20 protein-coding genes are annotated in these 23391 nt (G+C 71.1%); 8 read left to right on the top strand and 12 right to left on the bottom strand.

Going from position 1 to position 23391, the window contains the following annotated elements; genetic code table 11:
- The first annotated feature begins 271 nt into the window (after positions 1 to 271).
- The gene (locus OG623_RS19790) at positions 272 to 1627 is read left to right on the top strand and encodes a dicarboxylate/amino acid:cation symporter (protein ID WP_406148094.1); all 1356 of its coding nucleotides are present in this window, start codon (positions 272 to 274) and stop codon (positions 1625 to 1627) included.
- 73 nt (positions 1628 to 1700) lie between these two features.
- On the opposite strand, the gene OG623_RS19795 is transcribed toward OG623_RS19790, so the two are convergent.
- Positions 1701 to 2906, bottom strand: coding sequence for an alpha/beta hydrolase family protein (locus tag OG623_RS19795; RefSeq protein ID WP_406148095.1), 1206 nt, complete (start codon positions 2904 to 2906; stop codon positions 1701 to 1703).
- A gap of 220 nt (positions 2907 to 3126) precedes the next feature.
- Here OG623_RS19795 and OG623_RS19800 point away from each other — a divergent pair, with 220 nt between their 5' ends.
- Complete coding sequence (locus OG623_RS19800; RefSeq protein WP_406148097.1) at positions 3127 to 3768, top strand: TetR/AcrR family transcriptional regulator; 642 nt, start codon at positions 3127 to 3129, stop codon at positions 3766 to 3768.
- On the opposite strand, the gene OG623_RS19805 is transcribed toward OG623_RS19800, so the two are convergent.
- Together OG623_RS19805 and OG623_RS19810 are read right to left on the bottom strand one after the other, a co-directional pair.
- On the bottom strand, positions 3765 to 4667 hold the full coding sequence (locus OG623_RS19805) for a MaoC/PaaZ C-terminal domain-containing protein (protein ID WP_406148098.1): 903 nt from the start codon (positions 4665 to 4667) through the stop codon (positions 3765 to 3767). The two genes, OG623_RS19800 and OG623_RS19805, sit on opposite strands and share 4 nt — an antisense overlap.
- Before the next feature lie 3 nt (positions 4668 to 4670).
- Positions 4671 to 5993 carry a 3-oxoacyl-ACP reductase gene (locus OG623_RS19810; protein WP_406148099.1) on the bottom strand — a complete coding sequence of 441 codons (1323 nt, stop codon included), beginning with the start codon at positions 5991 to 5993 and terminating at the stop codon, positions 4671 to 4673.
- Positions 5994 to 6067: 74 nt separating this feature from the next.
- Here OG623_RS19810 and OG623_RS19815 point away from each other — a divergent pair, with 74 nt between their 5' ends.
- Both OG623_RS19815 and OG623_RS19820 read left to right on the top strand, forming a co-directional pair.
- Positions 6068 to 7345 carry an acetyl-CoA C-acetyltransferase gene (locus OG623_RS19815; RefSeq protein ID WP_406151922.1) on the top strand — a complete coding sequence of 426 codons (1278 nt, stop codon included), beginning with the start codon at positions 6068 to 6070 and terminating at the stop codon, positions 7343 to 7345.
- 154 nt (positions 7346 to 7499) lie between these two features.
- The gene (locus OG623_RS19820) at positions 7500 to 9422 is read left to right on the top strand and encodes an AMP-dependent synthetase/ligase (RefSeq protein WP_406148100.1); all 1923 of its coding nucleotides are present in this window, start codon (positions 7500 to 7502) and stop codon (positions 9420 to 9422) included.
- Between the two features lie 18 nt (positions 9423 to 9440).
- Here the strand turns inward: OG623_RS19820 and OG623_RS19825 are convergent, their stop codons facing one another.
- Positions 9441 to 10172 carry a siderophore-interacting protein gene (locus OG623_RS19825; RefSeq protein ID WP_406148101.1) on the bottom strand — a complete coding sequence of 244 codons (732 nt, stop codon included), beginning with the start codon at positions 10170 to 10172 and terminating at the stop codon, positions 9441 to 9443.
- Positions 10173 to 10342: 170 nt separating this feature from the next.
- Between OG623_RS19825 and OG623_RS19830 the strand changes: the two genes are divergently transcribed.
- Both OG623_RS19830 and OG623_RS19835 read left to right on the top strand, forming a co-directional pair.
- Entirely contained in the window at positions 10343 to 11188 is an 846-nt protein-coding gene (locus OG623_RS19830) for an LLM class F420-dependent oxidoreductase (protein ID WP_406148102.1), read from the top strand.
- Positions 11189 to 11324: 136 nt separating this feature from the next.
- The gene (locus OG623_RS19835) at positions 11325 to 12809 is read left to right on the top strand and encodes a peptidoglycan D,D-transpeptidase FtsI family protein (protein ID WP_406148103.1); all 1485 of its coding nucleotides are present in this window, start codon (positions 11325 to 11327) and stop codon (positions 12807 to 12809) included.
- A gap of 74 nt (positions 12810 to 12883) precedes the next feature.
- Here the strand turns inward: OG623_RS19835 and OG623_RS19840 are convergent, their stop codons facing one another.
- Positions 12884 to 13561, bottom strand: coding sequence for a TetR/AcrR family transcriptional regulator (locus tag OG623_RS19840; protein WP_406148105.1), 678 nt, complete (start codon positions 13559 to 13561; stop codon positions 12884 to 12886).
- Positions 13562 to 13731: 170 nt separating this feature from the next.
- Here OG623_RS19840 and OG623_RS19845 point away from each other — a divergent pair, with 170 nt between their 5' ends.
- Entirely contained in the window at positions 13732 to 14844 is a 1113-nt protein-coding gene (locus tag OG623_RS19845; RefSeq protein WP_406151923.1) for a serine hydrolase domain-containing protein, read from the top strand.
- Between the two features lie 22 nt (positions 14845 to 14866).
- On the opposite strand, the gene OG623_RS19850 is transcribed toward OG623_RS19845, so the two are convergent.
- Positions 14867 to 16327, bottom strand: coding sequence for an FAD-dependent monooxygenase (locus OG623_RS19850; RefSeq protein WP_406148106.1), 1461 nt, complete (start codon positions 16325 to 16327; stop codon positions 14867 to 14869).
- Between the two features lie 71 nt (positions 16328 to 16398).
- On the opposite strand from OG623_RS19850, the gene OG623_RS19855 reads away from it, so the two are divergent.
- On the top strand, positions 16399 to 17082 hold the full coding sequence (locus OG623_RS19855) for a TetR/AcrR family transcriptional regulator C-terminal domain-containing protein (RefSeq protein ID WP_406148107.1): 684 nt from the start codon (positions 16399 to 16401) through the stop codon (positions 17080 to 17082).
- A 33-nt stretch (positions 17083 to 17115) separates the two neighbouring features.
- On the opposite strand, the gene OG623_RS19860 is transcribed toward OG623_RS19855, so the two are convergent.
- Genes OG623_RS19860 through OG623_RS19885 form a run of 6 tightly spaced genes read right to left on the bottom strand, consistent with a single transcriptional unit; the run spans position 17116 to position 23209 of the window.
- The gene (locus OG623_RS19860) at positions 17116 to 17985 is read right to left on the bottom strand and encodes a phosphogluconate dehydrogenase C-terminal domain-containing protein (RefSeq protein ID WP_406148109.1); all 870 of its coding nucleotides are present in this window, start codon (positions 17983 to 17985) and stop codon (positions 17116 to 17118) included.
- Positions 17985 to 18782, bottom strand: coding sequence for a sugar phosphate isomerase/epimerase family protein (locus OG623_RS19865; protein WP_406148110.1), 798 nt, complete (start codon positions 18780 to 18782; stop codon positions 17985 to 17987). The genes OG623_RS19860 and OG623_RS19865 overlap by 1 nt, the downstream gene beginning before the upstream one ends.
- Positions 18767 to 19576, bottom strand: coding sequence for a triose-phosphate isomerase family protein (locus OG623_RS19870; protein WP_406148112.1), 810 nt, complete (start codon positions 19574 to 19576; stop codon positions 18767 to 18769). The genes OG623_RS19865 and OG623_RS19870 overlap by 16 nt, the downstream gene beginning before the upstream one ends.
- Complete coding sequence (locus OG623_RS19875; RefSeq protein ID WP_406148114.1) at positions 19576 to 20100, bottom strand: ribose-5-phosphate isomerase; 525 nt, start codon at positions 20098 to 20100, stop codon at positions 19576 to 19578. The genes OG623_RS19870 and OG623_RS19875 overlap by 1 nt, the downstream gene beginning before the upstream one ends.
- On the bottom strand, positions 20100 to 21842 hold the full coding sequence (locus OG623_RS19880; RefSeq protein WP_406148116.1) for a dihydroxyacetone kinase family protein: 1743 nt from the start codon (positions 21840 to 21842) through the stop codon (positions 20100 to 20102). The genes OG623_RS19875 and OG623_RS19880 overlap by 1 nt, the downstream gene beginning before the upstream one ends.
- Positions 21842 to 23209, bottom strand: a complete 1368-nt coding sequence (locus OG623_RS19885; RefSeq protein WP_406148117.1) for an MFS transporter — start codon at positions 23207 to 23209, stop codon at positions 21842 to 21844. The genes OG623_RS19880 and OG623_RS19885 overlap by 1 nt, the downstream gene beginning before the upstream one ends.
- Positions 23210 to 23391: the final 182 nt, after the last annotated feature.

Genomic DNA, 23391 nt, shown 5'->3' on the forward strand with positions numbered 1-23391 from the left:
GGACCTTTGAGGTTCTCAAAGTTGCAGTGTTAACGTATTCGACATGATTACCGCAGTGCGCACCCATCACGCCTTGAGCGTCCCGCTCGTGATGCGCCTGCACGTCGATCTCTGCCGCTGTATGTCCGCGGTCTGTTGCCGCAACGTCTGAACCGGCATCATGCAGCGGCGCCGCCCTTGACGCGGGCGCCGCACCCCCGTTCCCCTGTTCGACCGCACGACCGTACGTCTGTCCTCGTACGTCCCGATGCGTCACATCTGGAGTGTGCCCGTGTCCGCGAATCCCGCGCCCACCGCCGAGACCGAGGCCGACAAGCCGTCCGGTTCCGGCTTCCGCCTGCCCAGCATCCCGTTCTGGATACAGATAGTCGCCGGCCTCGTCCTCGGTGTCCTGCTCGGCTGGATCACCCGCAGCTACGACGTCGCCTGGCTCTACACCACGCTCGACAAGGTCGGCCACATCTTCGTCCAGCTGCTCAAGCTGGCCGTCGCACCGCTGGTCTTCTTCGCGATCCTGGTGTCGATCACCAACCTGCGCAAGGTCAACAACGCCGCCAGGCTGGCCACCCGCACGCTGCTCTGGTTCATGATCACCTCGCTGATCGCGGTCGCCATCGGCATCGCGATCGGCCTGATCACCAACCCGGGCTCCGGCACCGGCCTCACCCCGAAGGACGGCGCCGCACCCGAAGGCGCGGGCTCCTGGCTGGACTTCCTCACCGGCATCATCCCGGAGAACGTGATCAGCCCGTTCACCGACCTGAACGTCCTGCAGATCGTCTTCATGGCGGCCGTCGCCGGCATCGCCGCGCTTCAGCTCGGTGACAAGGCCAAGCCGATCCTCACCCTCAGCGAGTCGGTGCTCGAACTCCTCCAGAAGGCCCTGTGGTGGGTCATCCGCCTCGCCCCGATCGGCACCGTCGGCCTCATCGGCTACGCCATCGCCGACTACGGCTGGGACCTGCTCGGCAAGTACGCCACCTTCACCGCCGACGTCTACGTCGGCTGCGCCCTGGTGATGTTCGGCGTCTACCCGCTGCTGCTCGCCACGGTCGCCAAGGTCAGCCCGATGCAGTTCTTCAAGGGCGCCTGGCCCGCGATCCAGCTGGGCTTCGTCTCCCGCTCCTCGGTCGGCACCATGCCGGTCACCCAGCAGGTCACCGAGCGGCTCGGCGTCCCGAAGGAGTACGCCTCCTTCGCCGTACCGTTCGGCGCCACGACCAAGATGGACGGCTGCGCCGCGATCTACCCGGCGCTGGCGGCGATCTTCATCGCGCAGATCTTCGACGTCCAGCTGGGCATCGGTGACTACATCCTGATCGCGTTCGTCTCGGTCATCGGCTCGGCGGCCACCGCCGGTCTCACCGGCGCCACGGTCATGCTGACCCTCACCCTGTCGACGCTGGGCCTCCCGCTGGAGGGTGTGGGCCTGCTCCTGGCCATCGACCCGATCCTGGACATGATGCGGACCGCCACGAACGTCGCGGGCCAGGCCCTGGTCCCGGTGCTCGTCTCGGCCCGCGAGAAGATCCTCGACCACGACGCGTACGACTCGGCGTCGGCCTCCCCGATCGACGAGCCCGAGAAGCACGAGGCGGAGGCGAAGGGCGTCCCCGTCGCGGCCTGACCCTCGCTCGCTCACACATACGAGGGCGCCCCCGGACACCGCGTCCGGGGGCGCCCTCGTATGTGCCGGGCCGTCAGGGGCTCCGGAAGACGACCTCCGGGTTGCCGGGGGTGGGGCCGTCCAGCAGGGGCTGGTGGTGGCCGCGCAGATGCTGGTCGAGGAAGGCCGCGACGTAGTCACGGGTGATCCGTGTGGACCGCTCTCCGGAGAGCGGGGCCGTGGGGTCCGTCGGCAGGCCGAGCTGCTCGCCCAGCTCCGGGGTGTCCGTGAAGGTGAAGTGGCCCGAGTCCTTGACGGTCAGCCAGCGCTTCCAGCCGTCCAGCCGCTGCCAGCCCTCGTCCCAGGAGGTGTCGGGGCCGCCGGGGGCGTGGTCCGCTTCCGTGCCGAGCATCAGGAACGGGCGCTTGCCGAGGCCGGCCGCGGGGACCGGTTCGAAGAACGTGCCGTCCATGTCGATCCCGGCGTCGAAGCGCGGGTCGGTGAGCATCGCGGACAGGGCGGCGCTGCCACCGATGGAGTGGCCGGCCGCGGCCACCCGCTGCCCGTCGATCATGCGGGAGTTCTCCCAGGCGGGCCGCGGGCCGGTCAGCCGGTCGAGCACGATGGAGAGGTCGGCGGCCCGTCCGGTGGAGACGGTCCTCAGCACCTCGCGCTCGGCCGCGTCGTCCGGCGCCGCCTCGGCCGCGTCGCAGGCCGCACAGGTGAGCACCCGCCCGCCGGGGAAGGCGGTCCCGGTGGTCTCGTAGGCGTGGTCGACGCTCGCCACGACATGACCGCGGCTCGCGAGGTCCTCGGCGAGGGAGGTCAGGGTGGCGCGGGGGGTGTTGAAGCCAGGGGAGAGCAGCACCAGGGGGAACCGGCCCCTGGCGGGGGTGGCGTCCGTACGCGCATGGGTGGCGGTGGAGCTGACGGCCGAGGCGGGCACGACGTCGTCAAGACCGCGCTCCGCCAGCATCAGCCGGGCCTCTTCGGTGCTCATGTACGGCGCGGGGGCGCTCCCGCTGCCCGCACGGGCCGGGTAGTGGAGCGACACCATCAGTTCGCGGTCCCCGGCCTCCGGCACCCAGGGGTCGGGGCGGCCGTGATCGGTGAGGTGCAGGATCTCGGTGCCGACGCTGTACGGGCCCGTCGGGCGGGGCAGTTCGAGCGTGGCTGTGGCTGAGGAGGCTGCCGGTGCCGGCGAGGCCGAGGCCGCCTGGGCGGTGGCGACGGGTGCGGCCAGCAGGAGGGTGGCCGAGAGGACGGCGACGGCCGTCCGTCTGCGGGGTCTCATGGTCATGTCAGGGACACTAGGTGGCGGGGCCGGGCGGAGGCGTCAGCCCCGGGAGGTAACCGGTGTGGGACTCGCGACGTACGGGCAGGCGCTCCGGGGTGGGCCGTCGGACGGACCGCTGTCGGCCGTCGTGGCCGGGCCCTTCGTGGTCCGTACGCCGACGGACAAGGGTGCGCCGTACTCTTACCGAGGAGTGGCGCAGAGGGGGCGGGAGGGGATGTCTGACGTGAGTGCAGTGAAGAGCAAACGGATGCCGCGCGCGGTGCGTGAGAAGCAGATGATGGATGCGGCCGTGCGGATCTTCGGGCAGCGCGGGTACCGGGCCGCCTCGATGGACGAGATCGCGGAACTGGCCGGTGTGTCCAAGCCCTTGGTCTATCTGTATCTGAACTCCAAGGAGGAGCTCTTCACCGCGTGTATTCGCCGCGAGTCAAAGGCGCTGGTGGAGGCCGTCCAGTCGGCGGTGGACCCGAAGATCCCGGCTGACGGGCAACTGTGGGCGGGGCTGCGGGCGTTCTTCACCCACACCGCCGAGAATCCGGACGGCTGGGCGGTGCTGCACCAGCAGGCGAGCTCGCACGGGGAGCCGTTCGTCAGCGAGGTGGGGGCGCTGCGCAAGGAGATCGTTGCGTTCGTGACGGGTCTGATCGGGGCGGCGGCGCGTGAGGCGCACAGCGATCCCGCGCTGCCCGACCGGGATGTGGAGGGGCTCGCGCAGGCGCTGGTGGGGGCGGCGGAGGCGCTCGCCGGGTGGGCGAACGTCACTCCCGGGGTCTCGGCCAAGGAGGCCGCAGCCACCCTGATGAACTTCTCGTGGGCGGGCCTGGAGAACCTGATGCACGGACGCGGCTGGCAGTCCCGGGGTTAGGGCCTTGCCGCCTGCCGCACGGCCCTCCCCGTGAGGTGGATCCGGTCACCGCCGCGCACCTGGAAGTCGGTTCCGTCGGTGGCGTACGTGACGGTCGAGGGCAGCAGGACGGGCGCCCTGAAGTCTGCCCGCACCGAGCGGACCGGGCCCCGACCGACCCCGTCGCCGCCGTTTCCGGTTTCCGCGCCTGCGCCCGCTTCCGCTTCCGCTTCCGCTTCCGCTTCCGCTTCCGCGAGGCAGCGGGCGACCGTCCACATGCCGTGTGCGATGTGCCGGGGGAAGCCGAAGAGCCGTGCCGTCACGGGGTGCAGATGGATGGGGTTACGGTCGCCCGAAGCGGACCCGTACCGTCGCCCGAGGTCGGCGGGCAGCCGCCATTCGGCGACGGCGGGCAGCACCGGGGGCGGCGGGGGCGGCGGTGAGGAAGGCCCTTCGGCCTGTGCTCCGGTCGCGTGCCGGGACAGATAGCCGCTGCGTGACTCCCAGACCAGCTCGCCCGCGATCCTGGCCTCGGTCACCACCGTGACCTCCGTGCCGCGCCGGTGGGGCGTCAGCTCGTCCGCGTACACGGTGATGGCGGGCTCGTCCGTCGGATGGAGCGGCCGGTGCCCGGTGATCTCGATCCAGGTGTGGACAAGACCCAGCACCGGCAGCGGGAAGGCGCGGTCCGTCATCAGCCGCATGGCCAGGGGGAAGCCCAGGACATGCGGGTAGGTGAGCGGCAGCGTGCCCGGATCGGCGAAGCCGCAGACCGTGTTGTACGCGGCGAGGGGCCCGGGGGCGATACGGCCGGCCGGGAGCACCTCGCGGCCCGCGGGCAGCGTGGCGCCGGGGCGCCCGGCCCGCTTGAACGGCGAGGTGACGGCTCCGCGGACGAGGGAGATGCCGAGGGCGGTCATGGGTCACGCCCCCAGCAGGCTCTGGCCGCAGACCCGTACGACCTGGCCGTTGACCGCGCCGGACGCGGGCTGGGCGAACCAGGCGGTCGTCTCGGCGACATCGACCGGAAGGCCGCCCTGGGACAGGGAGTTCATCCGGCGTCCTGCCTCCCGGATGAAGAGCGGCACGGCGGCCGTCATCTTCGTCTCGATGAAGCCGGGCGCGACGGCGTTGACCGTGACGCCGTGCTCGGCGGCGGCGCGCGGGGCCAGGGAGCGGACCAGACCGATGATGCCGGCCTTGCTGGCCGCGTAGTTGGTCTGGCCGTTGTTGCCCGCGATTCCGGCGATGGACGCGGTGGCGACGATCCGGCCGCCGCGGCGCACGGTGCCCGACTTGATGAGGGCGTCGGTGGTGCGCAGGACGCTGTCGAGGTTGACGTCGATGACCGAGGCCCAGCGGTCGGCCGGCATGTTGGCGAGCCGGCGGTCCCGGGTGATGCCCGCGTTGTGGACGAGGGTGTCGAGGCCGTCGGGGACGGCCTCGGCGATCAGGTCGGCGGCGTCCGGCGCGGTGATGTCCAGCGGCAGGGCGGTGGCGCCGAGCCGGTCGGCGGTGCGGGTCAGCTCTTCCCCGGCTCCCGGGACGTCCAGGCAGACGACCCGGGCGCCGTCCCTGGCGAGTACGGCGGCGACGGACGCGCCGATGCCGCGTGCCGAGCCGGTGACCAGGGCGGTGCGCCCGGCCAGCGGGGCCACCCAGTCGGCGACCTCGCCGGGTGCGTCGGCGGTGAGTTCGACGACCTGGCCGCTGATGTAGGCGGAGCGGGGCGAGAGCAGGAAGCGGAGGGTGGACTCGGCCGCCGCGGCGCCGGCCCCTGGGGCGAGCCGCAGCAGCTGCGCGGTGGAGCCGCGCCCGATCTCCTTGCCGAGCGAGCGTACGAACCCTTCGAGTGCCTGCTGGGCCGCCGCCTGGTGGTGGTCGTCGGGGGACGGCGTGGTGCCGAGGACGACGATGCGGCCGCCGCCGGCCAGCGACCGTACGACGGGGTGAAGGGCCGCGTGCACGTCCGCGAGACCGGCGGCCGTGGTGACGCCGGTGGCGTCCAGGACGACGGCGGCCGGGCGTTCGGCCTGCTCCATGACCTTCAGGCCGGTCGCGGCGAGCACCGGGCCGAGCGCCTCGGAGTGGGCTGACCTCCCTGCGGTGAGGTGGAGCAACGGCCCTTCCAGGGACGGGGTTTCCAGTGTCCAGCGGCGCAGTGGGGCGGGCTGCGGCAGGCCGAGCCTGCGGCTCAGGAAGCGGCCGGGTGCGGTGCCGGTGAAGTGCAGATAGCGATCGGCCATTGTCTGGACTCCTGCTCGGTCGTAGATTTACTCCTGAGTAAGGTTACTCAAGGGTCAGGAGTTGTCGAGATGAGCTGGTCGAGTTGATTCCCCTCGCACTTCCGCAGCCGCGCCGGGTCGCGGTCATCGGTGGCAGTCGTATCCCGTTCGCACGCTCCGACGGTCCGTACGCACAGGCGTCGAACCAGGAGATGCTGACCGCCGCGCTGGACGGGCTCGTCGAGCGCTTCGGTCTGCGGGGGCAGCAGGTCGGTGAGTTCGTCGCCGGCGCGGTCCTCAAGCACAGCCGGGACTTCAACCTGGCACGCGAGACCGTCCTGGGCTCGGCCCTTGACCCGCGTACGCCCGCGTACGACATCCAGCAGGCCTGCGGCACCGGTCTCCAGGCCGTCGTCGCCGCGGCCAACAAGATCGCGCTCGGCGCGGTCGACTCCGCCGTCGCGGGCGGCGCCGACACCACGAGCGACGCACCCCTCGGGGTCAACGACCGGCTGCGCAGAATCCTGCTCGACGCGCGCCGCGCCAGGTCGACAGGGGCAAGGATCAAGGCGCTGGCCGCCGTGCGTCCCGGGCACCTCGTCCCGGACATCCCGCGCAACTCCGAGCCCCGTACCGGACTTTCGATGGGCGAGCACGCGGCGCTCACCGCCCGGCAGTGGGGCGTGGCCCGCGCGGACCAGGACCTGCTGGCCGCCACCAGTCACCAGCGGCTCGCCGCTGCGTACGACCGCGGCTTCCTGGACGACCTCGTCGTCCCGTATCTCGGCCTGGACCGCGACCAGAACCTGCGTCCCGGCTCCACGGTGGAGAAACTCGCCACGCTGAAGCCGGTGTTCGGCGCCGATCACCCCGACGCCACGATGACCGCCGGCAATTCGACCCCGCTCACCGACGGCGCGGCCACCGTGCTGCTGGCGAGCGAGGAGTGGGCCGAGGCGCACGACCTCGAACCGCTGGCGTATCTGTCGCTGTACGAGACGGCCGCCGTGGACTACGTGAACGGCGAGGACGGGCTGCTGATGGCGCCCGCGTACGCCGTGCCCCGCATGCTGGAGCGTGCCGGGCTCACCATGGAGGACTTCGACCTCTTCGAGATCCACGAGGCCTTCGCCTCCCAGGTCCTCGCCACCCTGGCGTCCTGGGAGAAGCAGGGGCTCGCCCCCGTCGACAGGGACCGGCTGAACGTGGCCGGATCGTCCCTCGCCACCGGCCACCCCTTCGCCGCCACGGGCGCCAGGATCGTCGCGACCCTGGCCAAGCTCCTCGCGGAACGGGACACGCCGGGCCGTGGCCTGATCTCGATCTGCGCCGCGGGCGGCCAGGGGGTCACCGCGATCCTGGAACGCCCCTGACGCCACCCGAAGGCCCGCCAACCGCCATCCGTACGTTCTTCGTCCGTACGTTCTTCGTCCGCATGTGAACGCCCCAGCGCATCCAGCAGCAGCCGCCTCGGCGCCGGACCCCAGGGACGGGGCCGGCGCCGGACCCCATGTCGAGGAGCCGCTCGTGTCCACACCCGCCCCCGCCGCCGTGTCCGCCACACCCTCCGCCCCGGTCCTGGTCGAGCCGACCAAGGTCAGGGCTGCCGACGGTTCCGTACGGGAAGTCTCCGTGCCGCCGTTCGCGCCGACCGTGCGGCGTGGCTCGCTCGCCGAGATCCCCTTCGACAACGCCAGGGAGGCACCGTCCGAACCGGTGCTCAGCCGTAAGCGGGACGACGGCAGCTGGCGGGACGTGAGCGCGGCCGAATTCGCCGAGGAGGTACGGGCCGTCGCCAAGGGCCTGATCGCGGAGGGCCTCCAGCTCGGTGACCGGGTCGCGATCATGGCCCGTACGACCTACGAGTGGACGCTGCTCGACTTCGCCTCCTGGGCGGCCGGGCTGGTCACCGTGCCCGTCTACCCCACCTCGTCGGCCTTCCAGACGCGCTGGATCCTCCAGGACTCCGGGGCCGTCGCCTGCGCCGTCGAGACGAAGGTGCAGGGCAGGCTGGTCAGCCAGGAGCGGCAGCAGCTCGGGGACCTCGTCCATCTGTGGCAGTTCGACACGGGGGCGATCGGCCGGCTGAAGACGCTCGGCAAGGACATACCCGACGCGGTGGTCGCCGCCCGTCGCGGCGCCCTGGAACCGGACAGCGCCGCCACCCTCATCTACACCTCGGGCACCACGGGGCGCCCCAAGGGCTGTGTCCTCACCCACGGGAACTTCTTCGCCGAGGTCGACAACGCCATAGAGCTGCTCCACCCGGTCTTCAAGTCGGTGTCCAAGTACCCGGCCTCCACTCTCCTGTTCCTCCCCCTCTCCCATGTCTTCGGACGGATGGTCGCGATCGGCTGCATGCGCGCCCGGGTGCGGCTCGGGCACGCGCCGTCCATCCGGACCGAGGACCTGCTCGACGACCTGGCCGGCTTCAAGCCGTCGTTCCTGCTGGCCATCCCGTACGTCCTGGAGAAGGTCTACAACACCGGCCGCGCCACCGCCGAGAAGATGGGCCGTGCCTCGTCCTTCGACCGTGCGGCCCGGATCGCGCAGCGCTACGGCGAGGCGGTCGAGGCCGCCGAACACGGCACGGGCCCCGGCCCGGGACTGCGGCTACGCGCCGCCCGCGCGCTCTACGACCCGCTGGTCTACCGGCGCATCAGGGCGGCGCTCGGCGGCCACGTCCGGTACGCGATCTGCGGCGGCTCCCCACTGGGGCACCGGCTCGCCGCCTTCTACGCGGGCGCGGGCATCCAGATCTTCGAGGGCTACGGACTGACCGAGACCACCGCGGCCGCCACGGTCACCCCGCCCCTCAAACCCCGTCTGGGCACGGTGGGCTGGCCACTGCCCGGCACCGCCGTGCGGATCGCGGACGACGGGGAGGTGCTGCTCGGCGGGGGCCAGGTCTTCCGGGGCTACTGGGACACGGAGCTCGGCGCGGCCACGCGGGGGCCCGACGGCGGCTGGTTCGCGACGGGTGACCTCGGGAATCTGGACGAGGACGGCTACCTCACGATCACCGGACGCAAGAAGGACATCATCATCACGTCCGGCGGCAAGAACGTCGCCCCCGCCCCGCTCGAGGACTGGCTGCGCGCCCACCCGCTGGTCAGCCAGTGCATGGTCGTGGGGGACAACCGGTCGTTCATCAGCGCCCTCATCACCCTGGAACCCGACGGCCTCGCCCACTGGCGCAGGATGCGGAAGAAGGAGGACGTGCCCATGCGTGAGCTCGTCCATGACGAGGAACTGCTCACCGCACTCCAGCGGGCGGTCGACGAGGCCAACCGGCTCGTCTCGCGCGCCGAGTCCATCCGTAGGTTCACGGTGCTGCCGAAGGACTTCACCGAGGAGAGCGGCCATCTCACCCCGTCGCTGAAGCTGAAGCGGGACGCGATCACACGGGACTACGACGCGGAGATCGAGGAGCTCTACCGCAAACTCTGAGGGCTGTCCCGCCAGGTGTCAGGCGGGCCGCCAGTAACCCAGGGCGTTCACCCGCTCCTTGGGGACGGCCAGCTCCTTGCGGACGTAGGAGCTCAGGGCCCGGGTGGTCGCCGTGTCGCAGGCGATCCAGACGTACGCGTCCGAGCTGTCGTCGCCGAGCAGTCCGGGCAGCGCGGACTTCACCTCGGAGACCAGGTGTGCGCCCTCCCCGCGGCGGGGGACGGTGTGCAGCGTGTGGTGGGCCGCGTCCAGCCGGAACGGCAGCCGCTCGTCCACGACATGGCCGGTCTCGCACCAGACGGTCGCCCGGGTGCCGGGCAGCGCGTCGAGCAGCGAGTTGACTGCGGGCAGCGACGCCGCGTCCCCGATCACGAAGAGCCGTGCGGGGCGCGGTTCGGGCAGGGTGAAGCGGGTGCCCTGGAGTGTGGCGTCGATCGTGTCGCCAGGCCGGGCGGCGCGGGCCCAGTCGCTCGCGGTCCCCGCATGGAGGGCGAACTCCAGGGCGAACGTACCGGTGGCGGGGTCGGGATCGACGAGGGTGTAGCCGCGCTGGTGCGGCTTGCCGTCCCGGTCGAACCAGAGCCTGACCCACATGGTCGGATGCGCGCCGCCCGTCGCCGCGAGCAGACCGCCGTCGGAGACGGTCACCCGGCGGAAGTCCTCGGTGAGCTGCTCGACCCCGGTGACGGTGAAGGTGAAGTCCCGCCCCCGGAAGAGCTTGAGGACGGCACCTTCCCAGCCGTGACCCATGAAAGTCTCCCCACGACGCAACCGAACGGAACGGAACAAAGCTTAGGCTAACCTAACTTCCCTCTTCGTGGCTCTCCGGACCGGAAGTCACCTAAGGAACGGGAGTGCACCCGACGGCACCCCGTACCGCATACCGTTGATCCGTCACGACGACGACGGAGGTGCCTCGCATGCGGATCGCCACAACGATCTTCCTCACCGACGAGACGATCACGCCGGTCCGGCTCGCCCGCGAGCTGGAGCAGCGGGGGTTCTCGGGGCTGTATCTGCCCGAGCACACCCATATCCCCGTGAGCCGGGAGACCCCGTATCCGGCGGGCGGTGAGCTGCCGCCCGAGTACGGCCGCACCCTCGACCCCTTCATCGCCCTGGGGCAGGCCCTCGCCGTCACGGAGCGGCTCGACGTCGGCACGGGCATCACGCTGATCGCGCAGCACGACCCCATCGATCTGGCGAAGCAGGCCGCCACGCTCGACCACCTCTCCGGCGGCCGCTTCACGCTCGGCATCGGCTTCGGCTGGAATGTGGAGGAAGCCGCCGACCACGGGGTGGAGTGGTCGACGAGGCGTGCGCTCGGCAGCGACCGGCTGGCCCTGATGCGCGCCCTCTGGTCGGACGAACCGACGGCGTACGACGGTGCGTTCGGCTCGGTCAGGGCGAGCCAGGCCCACCCGAAGCCGGTACGGAGGCCACGTGGCCCGGTGAACGGCCCGCGCACCCTGATCGGCGGGGCGGCCGGCCCGAAGCTGTTCGCGCAGATCGCCGAGAACGCGGACGGCTGGCTGCCGATCGGCGGGCGAGGCCTCTCGGAGTCCATCCCGAAGCTGCGCACCGCCTGGGAGGAGGCGGGCCGTGACCCCGAGCACCTCCAGGTGGTGCCGTACGCCGTCCTGCCCTCCCCGGGGAAGCTGGCCCACTACGCCGATCTCGGTGTGGAGGAGGTCGTTCTGCAGCTTCCCCCGGCCGGGGAGGCCGAGGTGCTGCGCGCGCTGGACGCCTACGCGGCCCATCTGTGAGAGCGCGGGCACGGGGACCCCACCGGGGGTGAGAATCCGGCGCAACCATCAAGGCTAAAATCGCATCTATCACCTCCGGACATCGATGGTGCGGCCCGTGTGCGTGTGTGCTCGGCTGCCTGGGAGCGGGAGCACGATGAACAGGCCGTTGCGGCACATAGCCATATTCTGTGGGCTGCTGATGCTGGCTCTGCTGATACGGACCAACTGGCTCCAGTACGCCAAGAGCGAGGAGCTGGCGGGCCACGAGCACAACCGGCGGGTCAAGATCACCCAGTTCGCCACCCCGCGCGGCGACATCATCGTCGGCGGCAAGGCCGTCACGGGGTCGAAGGCGGTCGAGGGGACCGACTTCAAGTACCAGCGGACGTTCAAGCAGGGTGCGATGTACGCCCCCGTCACCGGCTACGCCTCCCAGGCGCAGGGCATGTCCCTCCTGGAGAAGACGTACGACAGCATCCTCAGCGGCCAGGACGACCGTTTCGCCTTCCAGAACGCCAAGGGCATCCTCACCGGTGAGGAGCGTCGCGGCGGTGACGTGATCACCACCATCGACCCGAAGGCGCAGGAGGCGGCCTACAAGGGCCTGACCGACCTCGACGCACGGGGCGCGGTCGTCGCACTCGAACCGTCGACGGGCAAGGTCCTCGCCCTGGTCTCGACGCCCTCGTACGACCCCTCGGTCTTCGCCGGCAACTCCTTCAAGGAGGGCGACAAGTTCCAGGCCCTGGTCGACGAGAAGGGCAAGCCGCTGGCCAACCGCCCGCTGCGCGAGACCTTCCCGCCCGGGTCCACCTTCAAGATCCTCACGGCCGCCGCGGCCCTGGAGCACGGCGTCGTCACGGACGTCGACGCCCATACGGACGCGGTCTCCCCGTACCCCCTGCCGCTCTCGACGAGCAAGATCAGCAGCGAGGCGGGCGACGCCGCGTGCAACAAGGCGTCGATGAAGACGGCCATGCAGTACTCCTGCAACAACGTCTTCCTGGACGCCGCCCTCAAGGTCGGTGACGAGGGGATGCGTGAGACGGCCGAGAAGTTCGGCTTCAACGATGACGTCTACTCCGACGCCTTCGGCGACATGCTCGCCACCAAGAGCCTCTATCCGGAGAAGCTCGACAAGCCCGGCACCGCCCTCACCGGCATGGGCCAGGGCAGCCTCACGAGCACTCCGATGCAGATGGCGATGGTCACGGCGGCCCTCGCGAACGACGGCAAGCTGATGCAGCCGTACATCGTCGACGAGCTGCGCGGCCCGGACCTGAGCACGCTGGAGAAGCACCAGCCGGAGGTCAAGAGCCAGGCGGTCTCCGAGGAGACGGCGAAGAAGGTGCAGGAGATGATGGAGTTCACCGCCAAGGAGGGCAGCGCGCAGCGCGCGCTGATCGACGGCGTGACGGTGGGCGGCAAGACGGGTACGGCGCAGCGGGGCGACGACGTCAGCAAGGAAGTCCCGTACGGCTGGTTCGTCTCGTACGGCAAGAAGGCCGACGGCCGGTCGGTGGCGGTCGCGGTGTTCATCGACCCGACCGCGATGGACATCTCCCGCTCGGACATCTCGGGCGGCGGCCTGGGCGGCCCGATCGCCCGAGCGGTAATGAACGCAGCCCTCACGAAGTAACCCGCGCGCGCCGCGCCCCCCGGCCCCGGCCCCGCCGGCCTAGCCGGGGGAGGTTACGGACCGAATCCCGGGCGCTATGTCCGTTTTTCGCGTCCCTGACCCACCCCCCGACGCTCCAGGTGGGTGAGGTGGGTTGTCAGGAGGGCCTCGAAGGCTGCTGGGCGGTCGGCGCTCAAGGGGTGGATGTCGCGGGCGAAGTGGGCCAGGGCCGGGAAGCGGTCGGGGTCGGCGCCCAGTACCGCTACGCGGAAGAGCTCCATGCCCTGTTCGTGCTCCGTGGGGCTGACGGTACTGACGCCGGCCTCGGAGGCGATCAGTGCCGCGATGAGGACCGCGATCCGGTGGTAGTGCGTCGGGATCTCCTCGTCGGGCAGTCCCGATTCGCGCAGGGCCTGGAGGACCTCTTCCATGATCAGCCGGGAACCCGTGCCGCTCGACGCGTAGCGCCCCCAGGTCGCGGCGAGCTGGGGGTGCCGGCCGAACGCCTCCCGCAGGCGGAGGGCCAGGGTCGTGATGCGCTGCTTCCAGTCGCCCTCGGGGCGGTATCCCTCCATGGCGGTCAGGAGGATCCGGTCGGCGACCGCGCGCAGCAGCTCCGTCTTGCTGCGGAAGTGTCTGTAGAGGCTGGAGGAGTCGGTGCCGAGCACCGCCGCCAGCTTGCGCACGCTGAACGAGTCGGCGTCGCTCGTGCGCAGCAACTCCGCGGCCGCGTCCAGGATCTCATCGGTCGACCAGCGCCTTCGGCCTGCCATTTCACCCCTCTCGTCGGGATCAGCCTAGCGTATGCACTTGGTGTTGCACGCACCGCGTGCATAATGAGGACATGGGGCTGCGTGAGTGCCGCCGTGACCATGAGAGGACGTATGCCGTGAGCCATGCACAGGAATCCGCGAAGACGGATGCCGCCACGTTGGATCCCGCCATGCTGCACGCCGCGGTCGAGGAGGTTCGGCGTGCTGGGATGCCCGGGTTGTTCGTCGAGGTGCGGGACGGGGAGCAGGTCTGGCGGGGTGCTGCCGGGGTCGCCGATGTCGGGACCGCTCGGCCCGTCACCGCCGACATGCGGCACCGCGTCGGCAGCGTCACCAAGACCTTCACCGCCGCCGCGGTCCTGCGGCAGGTCGAGGGCGGCCGGATCGCCCTCGACGCGCCGATCGGGCAGTACCTTCCCGAGCTGGTGCCGGGGGAGAGGGGCGATGCGATCACGGTGCGGATGCTGCTCAACCACACCAGCGGCCTCGCCGAGTACCTCCCGTACGCCTATCCCTCGCTCAAGGGCTTCCCCGTCGTCGCGGACACCCGGCCCGACAGCCTGGACGACCACCGGTTCACCCGGTTCGATCCCGTCGAGCTGATCGAGATGGGGGTCACCGCACCTGCCGTCGGCACCCCGGGCGGAGACGAGGGAGGCGCGCCAGGGGTGTATTCCAACACCAACTACCTGCTCCTCGGGCAGCTCCTGGAACAGGCGACCGGCATCCCGGCCGAGCAGTGCATCACCCGTGACGTCATCGAGCGCGCCGGGCTCCGGGACACCGGGTTCCCCACCGGCACCCATGTCGAGGGGCCGCACTCGCGGCTCTACGAGGCGTGGTTCGGCATGATCGACCCGCCGCGTGACTACAGCGTCTACGACATGTCGTGGGTGGGGCCGACGGCCTCGCTGATATCGACCGTCTCGGACCTCAACCGCTTCTTCCGCGCCCTGCTCGCCGGCGACATCGTCAGTCCCTCGTCGCTGGAGCAGATGCAGCGCACCGTCCCTGTCGTCTCGCAGGAGGGGAGGGTCATCGCGTACGGGCTGGGTCTGCATCCGCTGGAGGGGACGGCGCCGGGGCCGGGCGCCTTCTGGGGGCACGGCGGCACGGTCTGGGGTGGTGGAACGCTGACCATGACCCGTGACGACGGCCGGCGGCAGATGTCGGTCGCGGTGAACATGCAGCGGTGGAACGGGCTCGACCCGGAGGGCAGGCCGACGCCCCATCCCATCGACGGTGCGCTCGCGGATCTCTGCCGCGTGGCGATGTACGGCTGAGGCCGCAGAGGTACGGCTGAGGTCAGAGGTGGGTGGCCGATGTCGCCGCTCGCGCCTCCGCCCGTAGAGCCTCGGCGTCGGGCTGCTCGCTCGCCCAGGCGATGTGTCCGTCGGGGCGGACGAGCGCGGCGCGCACGGTGGACCAGGCGGGGCGTGGGTCCGGCTCGGGCGCGGTGTGCGTGATGACGTGCGGGGTGGACGGCGGCGTTGGGGTGCCGGAGAAGTTCAGGAGGACGTGGCGGCCGGTGCGGAGCAGGGTGAAGAGGTCCGTGCCGCCGCCGAGTCGCAGATTGGGTGAGCGGTGGCCGGTCAGGGGGTGACGGGGCGCGGGGGCCGGGTAGGTGACGGCCAGTGCGGAGAGGCGCTCGGCCAGGCTCCGGGAGAACTCGGGCACGGTGACGATGAGTTGACCGAGCAGGGTGCGCAGGTCCTGGCCCTCGGGTGACTGGGCGTTCATCAGGGCCGTCTGGGCCCGGGTGCTGAGCAGCAGGTCGGCGCCCACCGGGTGGCGTTCGGTGTGGTAGCTGTCCAGGAGGCCGTCGGGTGCCGTGCCCGCCAGGGTCGCGGCCAGTTTCCAGCCGAGGTTCGTGGCGTCCTGGAGGCCGACGTTGAGGCCCACGCCGCCGGCCGGGTAGTGCATATGGGCGGCGTCACCCGCGAGCAGGACGCGTCCCTCGCGGTACGTGGCGGCCTGGCGGGTGGCGTTGCCGAACCGGGAGAGCCAGCGAGGGTCGCGCATGCCGAAGTCCGTGCCGGCGATCCGGGTCACCTTGGCGCGGAGGGCGTCGAGGGTCAGCTCGCCGGGGTGCTCCGGGCCGTTGCTGTCCGGGTCACCGCCGACGATCCGGTGGATGCCGCCCGGCATGGGGACGACCATGACGCCGCCCCGCGGACCCGATGCCGCGTACGTCGCGCCCTCGGGCGGAGCGTCCAGGGTGACGTCGCCGAGCCAGCCCCAGGTCGTGGCGTCGGTGCCGGGAAACCCGATCCCGGCAGCCTCGCGCACGGTGCTCCGGGTGCCGTCGCAGCCGACGGCGTAGGCGGCGCGCAGGGTGTACGGGCCCTCGGGGCCGGTCGCCTCCAGGGTGACGCCGTCCTCGTCCTGGGTGAGGCCGGTGACCTGGTGTCCGCGCCGCAGGCCGACGCCCGACGCCTTCGCGTGCGCCTCCAGGAGCTCCTCGGTGCGGGCCTGCGGCAGGGCGAGCGTGAAGGGGTACGGGGTGTCGAGGACGCCGAAGTCCATCCGGTTGTCGAGTCCGCCGAAGTGACCGCTGGGGATGCGTCGGCCCTCGGCGAGGAACGGGTCCACCACACCACGGAAGGCAAGGATCTCCAGCGTGCGGGGGTGGAGGGTGAGGGCCTTGGAGTGGGGGTCGGGCTCGTGGCGTGATTCCAGGACGGTGACGGGTGTCCCGGCCAGACGCAGTTCGGCGGCCAGCCACAGACCGGTGGGCCCGGCTCCCGCGATGACGACGTGTTCCATGACGCTCCCTGATGTTCCCTGGGCTTTATTGGTCGGTGACCAAGGGGTGGGGTGCCCAGTAGACTAGGTCGGTGACCAAGAAGCAAATGGATGCCGCGCAGGGCCCGACCCGGCTGGGCCCCGGCGACGTGGTGCGTGCGGGGATCGAGCTGCTGGACGAGAAGGGCGCTGACGGGCTCTCGATCCGGGGCATCGCGGACCGGCTGGGCGTACGGATGAACACCGTGCTGTGGCATGCGAAGACCAAGGCGCGGCTGCTGGAGCTGATGGCGGACGCGATCCTGGCGGAGGTCCCGGTGGACGGGCTGCCCGAGGCGTGGGAGCCGCGCGTGCGTGAGCTGTTCCACCGCTACCGTCGCGCTCTGCTCGCCCATCGGGACGGGGCCAGGATCGTGGCCGGTACGTACGCGGCCGAGCCCGCCACGCTCCGCTTCGCGGAGCTGATGGTCGAGGCCCTGCTGGCCGGCGGGCTGAGGGAGCGGGAGGCCGTCTGGACGGGCTGGACCCTGGTCTATTTCACCCTCGGACTGGCCCAGGAGGAGCAGGCGCTGCCGGACGCGATGGGCCCGGCGTTCGCCCGTCGGCTCGGCGGGGGCGAGTACCCGTCACTCTCCCGCGCCGCCGAACACTTCGAGGACTCCTCCTTCGGCGAGCGCTTCGACTACGGGATCTCCCGAATCCTCGGCGTCCGGGACCGGGCGTGCGGACGGGCCGGGTCCTCCACCCCTGATGGAGAGCCCGGCCCGTCCTCGTAGGAGACCTGGCGGTGACGCGGTGTCAGGACCGGGTCAGCGCCTGATCTCCTTGATCTTGAGCATCCGCGTGATGACCTTGTCGAGCTCGTCGTCCTCGAAGACGTTCTTCCAGTCGTCGCGGACGATCGACTCCCGGCCGTAGTCCATCGCGATCAGGCACGCGTCGGAGAACGGGTTCGAGCCCTTGAGGGTGTTGGCCAGTGCCACCTGGGTGTGGCCGAGCAGCATGGCGCGGGCCGCCTTCTCCGGGACGCCCACCGTGTGGACGGTCTCGTGGAGTGCCTCGGTCAGCAGGGCGCCGACCATGCACGCGATCGTCTCGACGAGGGTCGGCTCCAGGACCGCGAGCTGCTTGACGGTCACCCAGTGCACCTCGACGACCGGGGCGTACATGGTGGAGATGACGGCCTCGGCCAGCTCCTGGGCCGCCGGGTCGGCGGACTCGGCGGCGGGCTCGAAGGAGGCGACGACCTCCTGCGGGGCGGCGATGCCGCCGAAGGTGTCCGCCCACTCCTCCTTGGTCGTGCGCTCCAGGAAGACGGAGGGGTGGCAGGGGTGGGCCACGGCGTTGTGCACGTCGGCGCGGCGGGTCAGCAGGCCCGCGTACGCGGCTGCCGGGTCCAGGGTCAGCAGGATCGCGCCGGGCTTCATGACCGGGACGAGCTGCTCGGAGACCGTGCCGAGGACGACGTCCGGGACGGCGAGGATCACGACGTCGGCCTGCGCGGCGGCGTCCGCGCTGTCCGTCAGTTCGCGGCCGAGCTCACGGACCAGCTCCTGGCCCTTGGGGGAGTTCTCGGCGAAGAGGGTGGTGAAGTCGCTCTTCACCAGGTTGTTGGAGACGCGCTGGCCCATCTTGCCTGCGGCCCCGATGACAGCGACGGTCCTGGATCCGGTGGCCATTACTTGCTCCTCAGAAGGGTGTTGATGCTGTGCCGGGTCCACCGGTCCTCCAGGCGGGCGGTCTCAGCGAAATCGCCCTGCCAGGGGAGCCAGTGCTCCACGATCTGGTTGATGCCACGCTCGTCGGGACCGACCTTGCGGATCATGTCCTCGTAGTCGAGGAGGCCTTCGCCGAGAGGGCAGCCGGCGAACGTGAAGCCGACCCAGCCGTCGCGGCGGGAGAACGAGAAGTCCTTGACGTGGATGTTCACCACGTGGGGGGCGGTGGCGTCGACGACGTCCGCCGGGCGCTCCAGCCGGGCGACGCTGTTGCCCGGGTCGAGTACGACGCCGAGGTGGGGGCTGTCCACGCCGCGTACGACGGCCAGCAGGTCGTCGGTGGAGACCTGTTCGTAGGTCTCCAGGCCGAGCGTGACGCCCGCCGCCGCGTACGCGGGGACGGTCTCGCGCAGGAGCGCGATGGCATCCGCGACGGTCGGGCGGTGGTCCGCCGTGTTCAGCATGGAGCGGACCAGGGTGACGCCCAGGCGTCGGGCGATGCGGAGGTAGGTGGCGAGGTGTTCCGTACGTACGCCTCTGGTGCCCAGTTCGAGTGTGAGGCCGTGGTCCGCGGCGGTGGCCCGGAGGGCGTCGAGCGCCGCGTCGTCGTACGTCTCGATCGGTGGGTAGTCGCAGATCTGGAAGACCTCGCCGCCCATCTCCCGGGTCTGCGCGAGCATCTCGTCGAGGGTGAGGGGGCGGGGCGCCCTGTCCGAGATGCGCCAGAAGAAGGCGTAGGTGCTCAGGCCGTAGGACATGAGCGGGCTCCTTCCAGCGCCGGCGCCAGCGCCTCGTCGAGAATGCGTTCCACCGCTGCCGGGTCGTGGGCGAAGCGGCCGAGGAACAGTCCGTCCACGCAAGGGCCGAGGTCGGTCAGCAGGCCGGGCCCCGCGCTGCCGCCGTAGATGACGCGGCTGTCGGACAGGGCGGGCTGGGTGGCGAGCCAGGTGGTGAGGGCCTCGCAGACCGTCCGGATGTGGTCGGGCGACGCGGGGCGGGGGGCGCCGATGGCCCACTGCGGTTCGTAGGCGAGGACGACCGGGGCGAGCGGGCCCTCGTGGGCGGCCGTCGCCAGGACGCGTTCGGCCTCGGCGACCGTGCGGGTGGCGGCCTCGGCGGGGGAGACCTGGTCGAGCTCGCCGACACAGAGCACCGGGGTCAGGTCGTTGCGCAGGGCTGCCGCCGCCTTGGCGGCGACGACCGTGTCGCCCTCACCGAAGAGGCGGCGGCGTTCGGCGTGCCCGACCTCGGCGTAGCGTGCGCCGATCTCGCGCAGGTGCGCGCCGCTGACCTCCCCGGTGTAGGGGCCCGAGTCCTCGGTAGCCAGGTCCTGCGCGCCGGTGCGTACGTCGGTCGCGGCGAGGATGCCGGTGACCGGGACGAGGGCCGGGAAGGCGGGCAGCACGAACAGCTCGGCATCGCCACCGGTGACGGCCGGGTGCCGGGCGGCGAGATCCGCGATGCTGCGGGCCCAGTTGAGGGTCTCGTGGTGGCCGAAGTACATCTTCAGGCTCACCCCGATCGTGACCCGGGGGCGGTTCTGTGCGGTCATCAGGCTGCGGCTTCCTGCTGGTTCTCGTCGTCGTTCCGGTTCCCGTCGTCGTTCTGGTTCTCGTAGTCGTCCATCAGCGCGACCTTGGCGGCGGACGCCGACGCCTCGTCGAAGCGGTACGTCAGCCACTCGGAGGCCAGCCGCCGGGCCAGCTCCAGGCCGACGACGCGCTGGCCGAAGGTGAGGACCTGGGCGTTGTTGGAGAGGACCGCGCGCTCGACGGAGAAGGAGTCATGGGCGGTGACGGCCCGGATCCCCTTGACCTTGTTCGCGGCGATGGCCACCCCGAGGCCCGTGCCGCAGACCAGCAGGGCGCGGTCGGCCTCGCCACGGGCGACCATCTCGGCCGCGGCGATGGCGACCTTCGGGTAGGCGGTGTGGCCTTCCGCGTCGACGCCGACGTCCGTGACGGCCGCGACGAGTCCGCTGGCCTCCAGGTCCTTCTTGAGGGCTTCCTTGTACGTGTGGCCGGCGTCGTCCGAGCCGACGACGATGCGCAGCTTTTCGTACGGCTTCTCGGGCATCAGTGGGTCTCCAGGGTGGGTGCGAACACGCCGTGCACGGCACGGACGATCAGGGCGAGCGAGTGGGCTCCGGCGTCGGGGGTGCCGAGGCTCTTCTCGGCGTGCGGACGGGCGCGGCCCATCCGGGGGAGCAGGCCCGCCGTGGCCTCGGCGGCGGCGGACGCGGAGTGCGCGGCCGTGTCCCAGGCGGTGGCCAGGGGCTGACCCGACTCGGTGGCGGCGGTGAGCGCGTAGGAGAAGGGGATGAGGACATCGACCATCGTCTTGTCGCCGACCTCCGCCTTTCCGAGCTCCATCACGTCCGCCGCCGCCTGGGCGACGCCCTCGGCGACCACGGGGGCCGTGGGCCGCTCGGTGTTGCCGAGCGCGGTGCCGAGCGCCCGGAGCATGGCGCCCCACAGGGCGCCGGACGTGCCGCCTGCCCGGTCGGCCCAGGCGTCGGCAGCCCGGTGCAGAAGCGTTTCTGCGCCAGCGCCGAGCGCTTCGGCCTGGGCCGCGGCCTCGTATGCCCCGGTGGAGCCGCGCGTCATGCCGATGCCGTGGTCGCCGTCACCGGCGACCGCGTCGATCCGGCCCAGCTCCTCGGCGTGGACGCCGACGGTGTCCTTGAGGACGCGCAGGGCGCGAAGGACCGTGCGGGCGGCCTCGCGGGAGGCGTCGGTGGCGGGCGGGACGGTGTCGTCGGCGGTCTCCGCCGGGAGCGGGAGGTCGGGGACGAACAGCTCCGCGGCTTCGACGGTGCCCTTGCGGTAGGCGGGGGCGTCGGCCGGGGCCGTCCACAGGGGCTCGAGCTCGTCGGTGAGCCAGCACAGGGTGAGCGAGACGCCGGCCATGTCGAAGCTGGTGACCAGCTCGCCGACCTCGGGGTCCACGGCCTCCACACCGGCGTCCGAGAGGAGCTGGGCGACCCGTCGGTAGACGACGAACAGCTCCTCGTACTTCACCGAGCCGAGGCCGTTGAGGATCACAGCGGCCCGCTGCCCGTGCGGGGACGCGACGCCTTCGGGGAGTTCGCCGAGGACGGTGGCGACCAGGAGCTCGGCCGCCTCGTCGGCGGTCGGTACGGGCCGCTCGCCCATGCCGGGTTCGCCGTGGATGCCCAGGCCGACGGCCATCCGGCCCTCGGGGACGCTGAACAGGGGGTGGTCGGCGCCCGGCAGTGTGCAGCCGGAGAAGGCGACTCCGAAGGACCGGGTGCGGGCGTTGGCCAGCTCGGCGATCCTGGTCACCTCGTCCAGCGGCTGCCCGGCCTCGGCCGCGGCCGCCGCGGTCTTGAAGACGACCAGGTCCCCGGCGACACCGCGACGCTTGTGTGCCTCGGCGGGGGAGGCGCTGGACATGTCGTCCGTGACGCCGAGCGTGCGGGTGGGGATGCCGTCGGCGGTCAGCTGCGAGGCGGCCTGGCCGAAGTGCAGGACGTCGCCCGCGTAGTTCCCGTACGCGAGGAGGACGCCGCCGCCGGACTCGGCGGCCCGTGCGACCTGGCGCACCTGGTGGGCCGATGGGGAGGCGAAGACATTGCCGACCGCCGCGCCGTGGGCGAGGCCCTGGCCGACGAGCCCGGAGAAGGCCGGGTAGTGGCCGGAGCCGCCGCCGACCACCACGGCGACCTGGCCGGGGGCGGTGCGGGTGGCACGGACCACGCCGCCGGGGACCTGGCGGACCCTGCGGGGATGGGCGGCGGCGAAGCCTTCGAGTGCCTCGTCTGCGAAGGCGGCGGGGTCGTTGGAAAGGCGGGTCATCAGCGGACCTCTGCGAGGGGCCGGCCCTGGTTCGCACCCCGGCCGTTCGACCGGTTGGCGAGCCACAGCATCAGCGCGGCGGACATGAGCATGAAAGCCCCGACGAGGAACAGCGGCAGGTAGTAGGCACCGCTGAAGTCCTTCAGCCAGCCGGTGACATAGCCGGCGGCGAAGCCGGCCACGTTCCCCGCGGTGTTGATCAGGGCGATACCGGCAGCGGCTGTCGCGCCGGTCAGGAACTGCGAGGGGACGGACCAGAAGACCGGCAGCGCGGCGAAGATCGCACAGGCGGTGACGGTGATGACGGCGACCGTGGCGGCCGGTGAGCCCATGTAGAGGGCGACCGGGATGGAGATCCCGCCGACGACGGCCGGGCCTGCGATGTGCCAGGTGTGGACACCGTGCCTGGTGGCGTGGCGGGACCAGAAGTAGAGGACGATCGCGGCCGGGAGGTAGGGGATGGCCGTGATCAGGGCCTTGTCCATGACGCTGAACGTCGTGCCGAACTGGTCCTGGAAGCCGTTGATGATCGTCGGCAGGAAGAAGGCGAGCGCGTACAGGCCGTAGATGAAGCCGAAGTAGATGAGCGCGAGGATCCAGACCCGGCTGCTGGTGAAGGCCGCCTTCAGGGCCGCCTTGCCGTGGGCCGCCTTCTCACCCTCACCGGCGCCGGTCTTGCCGGCGTTCTCGGCGGCCAGCTCCTCGGTCAGCCAGTCCCGCTCCTCGGGGGTCAGCCACTTCGCGTCGGCCGGCTTGTCGATCAGGTAGAACCAGGCGATGACACCCAGCGCGATCGCCGGGATCGACACACCGAGGAACATCACGCGCCAGCCCTCCAGGCCGAAGAGCCCGTGCTGGTTGATGAACCAGCCGGCCAGCGGGGCGCCGATGACGGTGGTCAGGGGCTGAGCGAGGTAGAAGAGGCCGAGCACCTTCGTACGGTGCCTGGAGGGCACCCACTGGCTGAGGAAGAGGATCGCGCCGGGGAAGAAGCCCGCCTCGGCGACACCGAGCAGGAAGCGCAGCGTGTAGAGCTGCTCGCTGTTCTGCACCCAGGTGAAGAGGAGCGCGACGATGCCCCAGCACACCATGATCCTGGCCAGCCAGCGCCGGGCGCCGAACTTGTGCAGCGCCATGTTGCTCGGCACTTCGAGAATGATGTAGCCGATGAAGAAGACGCCTGAGGCGAAGCCGAACTGCGCCGCGGTGAGCGTGAGGTCCTGCCCCATGCCGTTGGGCTCGGCGAAGGAGACGGCCGTCCGGTCCAGGTAGTTCACGAAGAACATCAGGGCCACGAAGGGGACGAGCCGGACCGAGACCTTCCTGATCGCTGATCTCTCGATCACTGAATGCGCAGTGGCGCCCATGGAGACTCCTCGCTTGCGGACCGCTTTGTCCGATTCCGTGTCTGCGCCGGCAGGCGAAGGCGAACCGTGGAAGGTTGTGTTTCCGGCCGGTGAACAGCTCCAAGCTAGCCCCGGATCCTAAATTGGTCACCAATTTACCAAAGTGACGTAGGTCGCTCTCCTGAGCTCTTCTCCTGGGCCGA

The organism is Streptomyces sp. NBC_01012 (assembly GCF_045162755.1).
Lineage (GTDB): Bacteria > Actinomycetota > Actinomycetes > Streptomycetales > Streptomycetaceae > Streptomyces.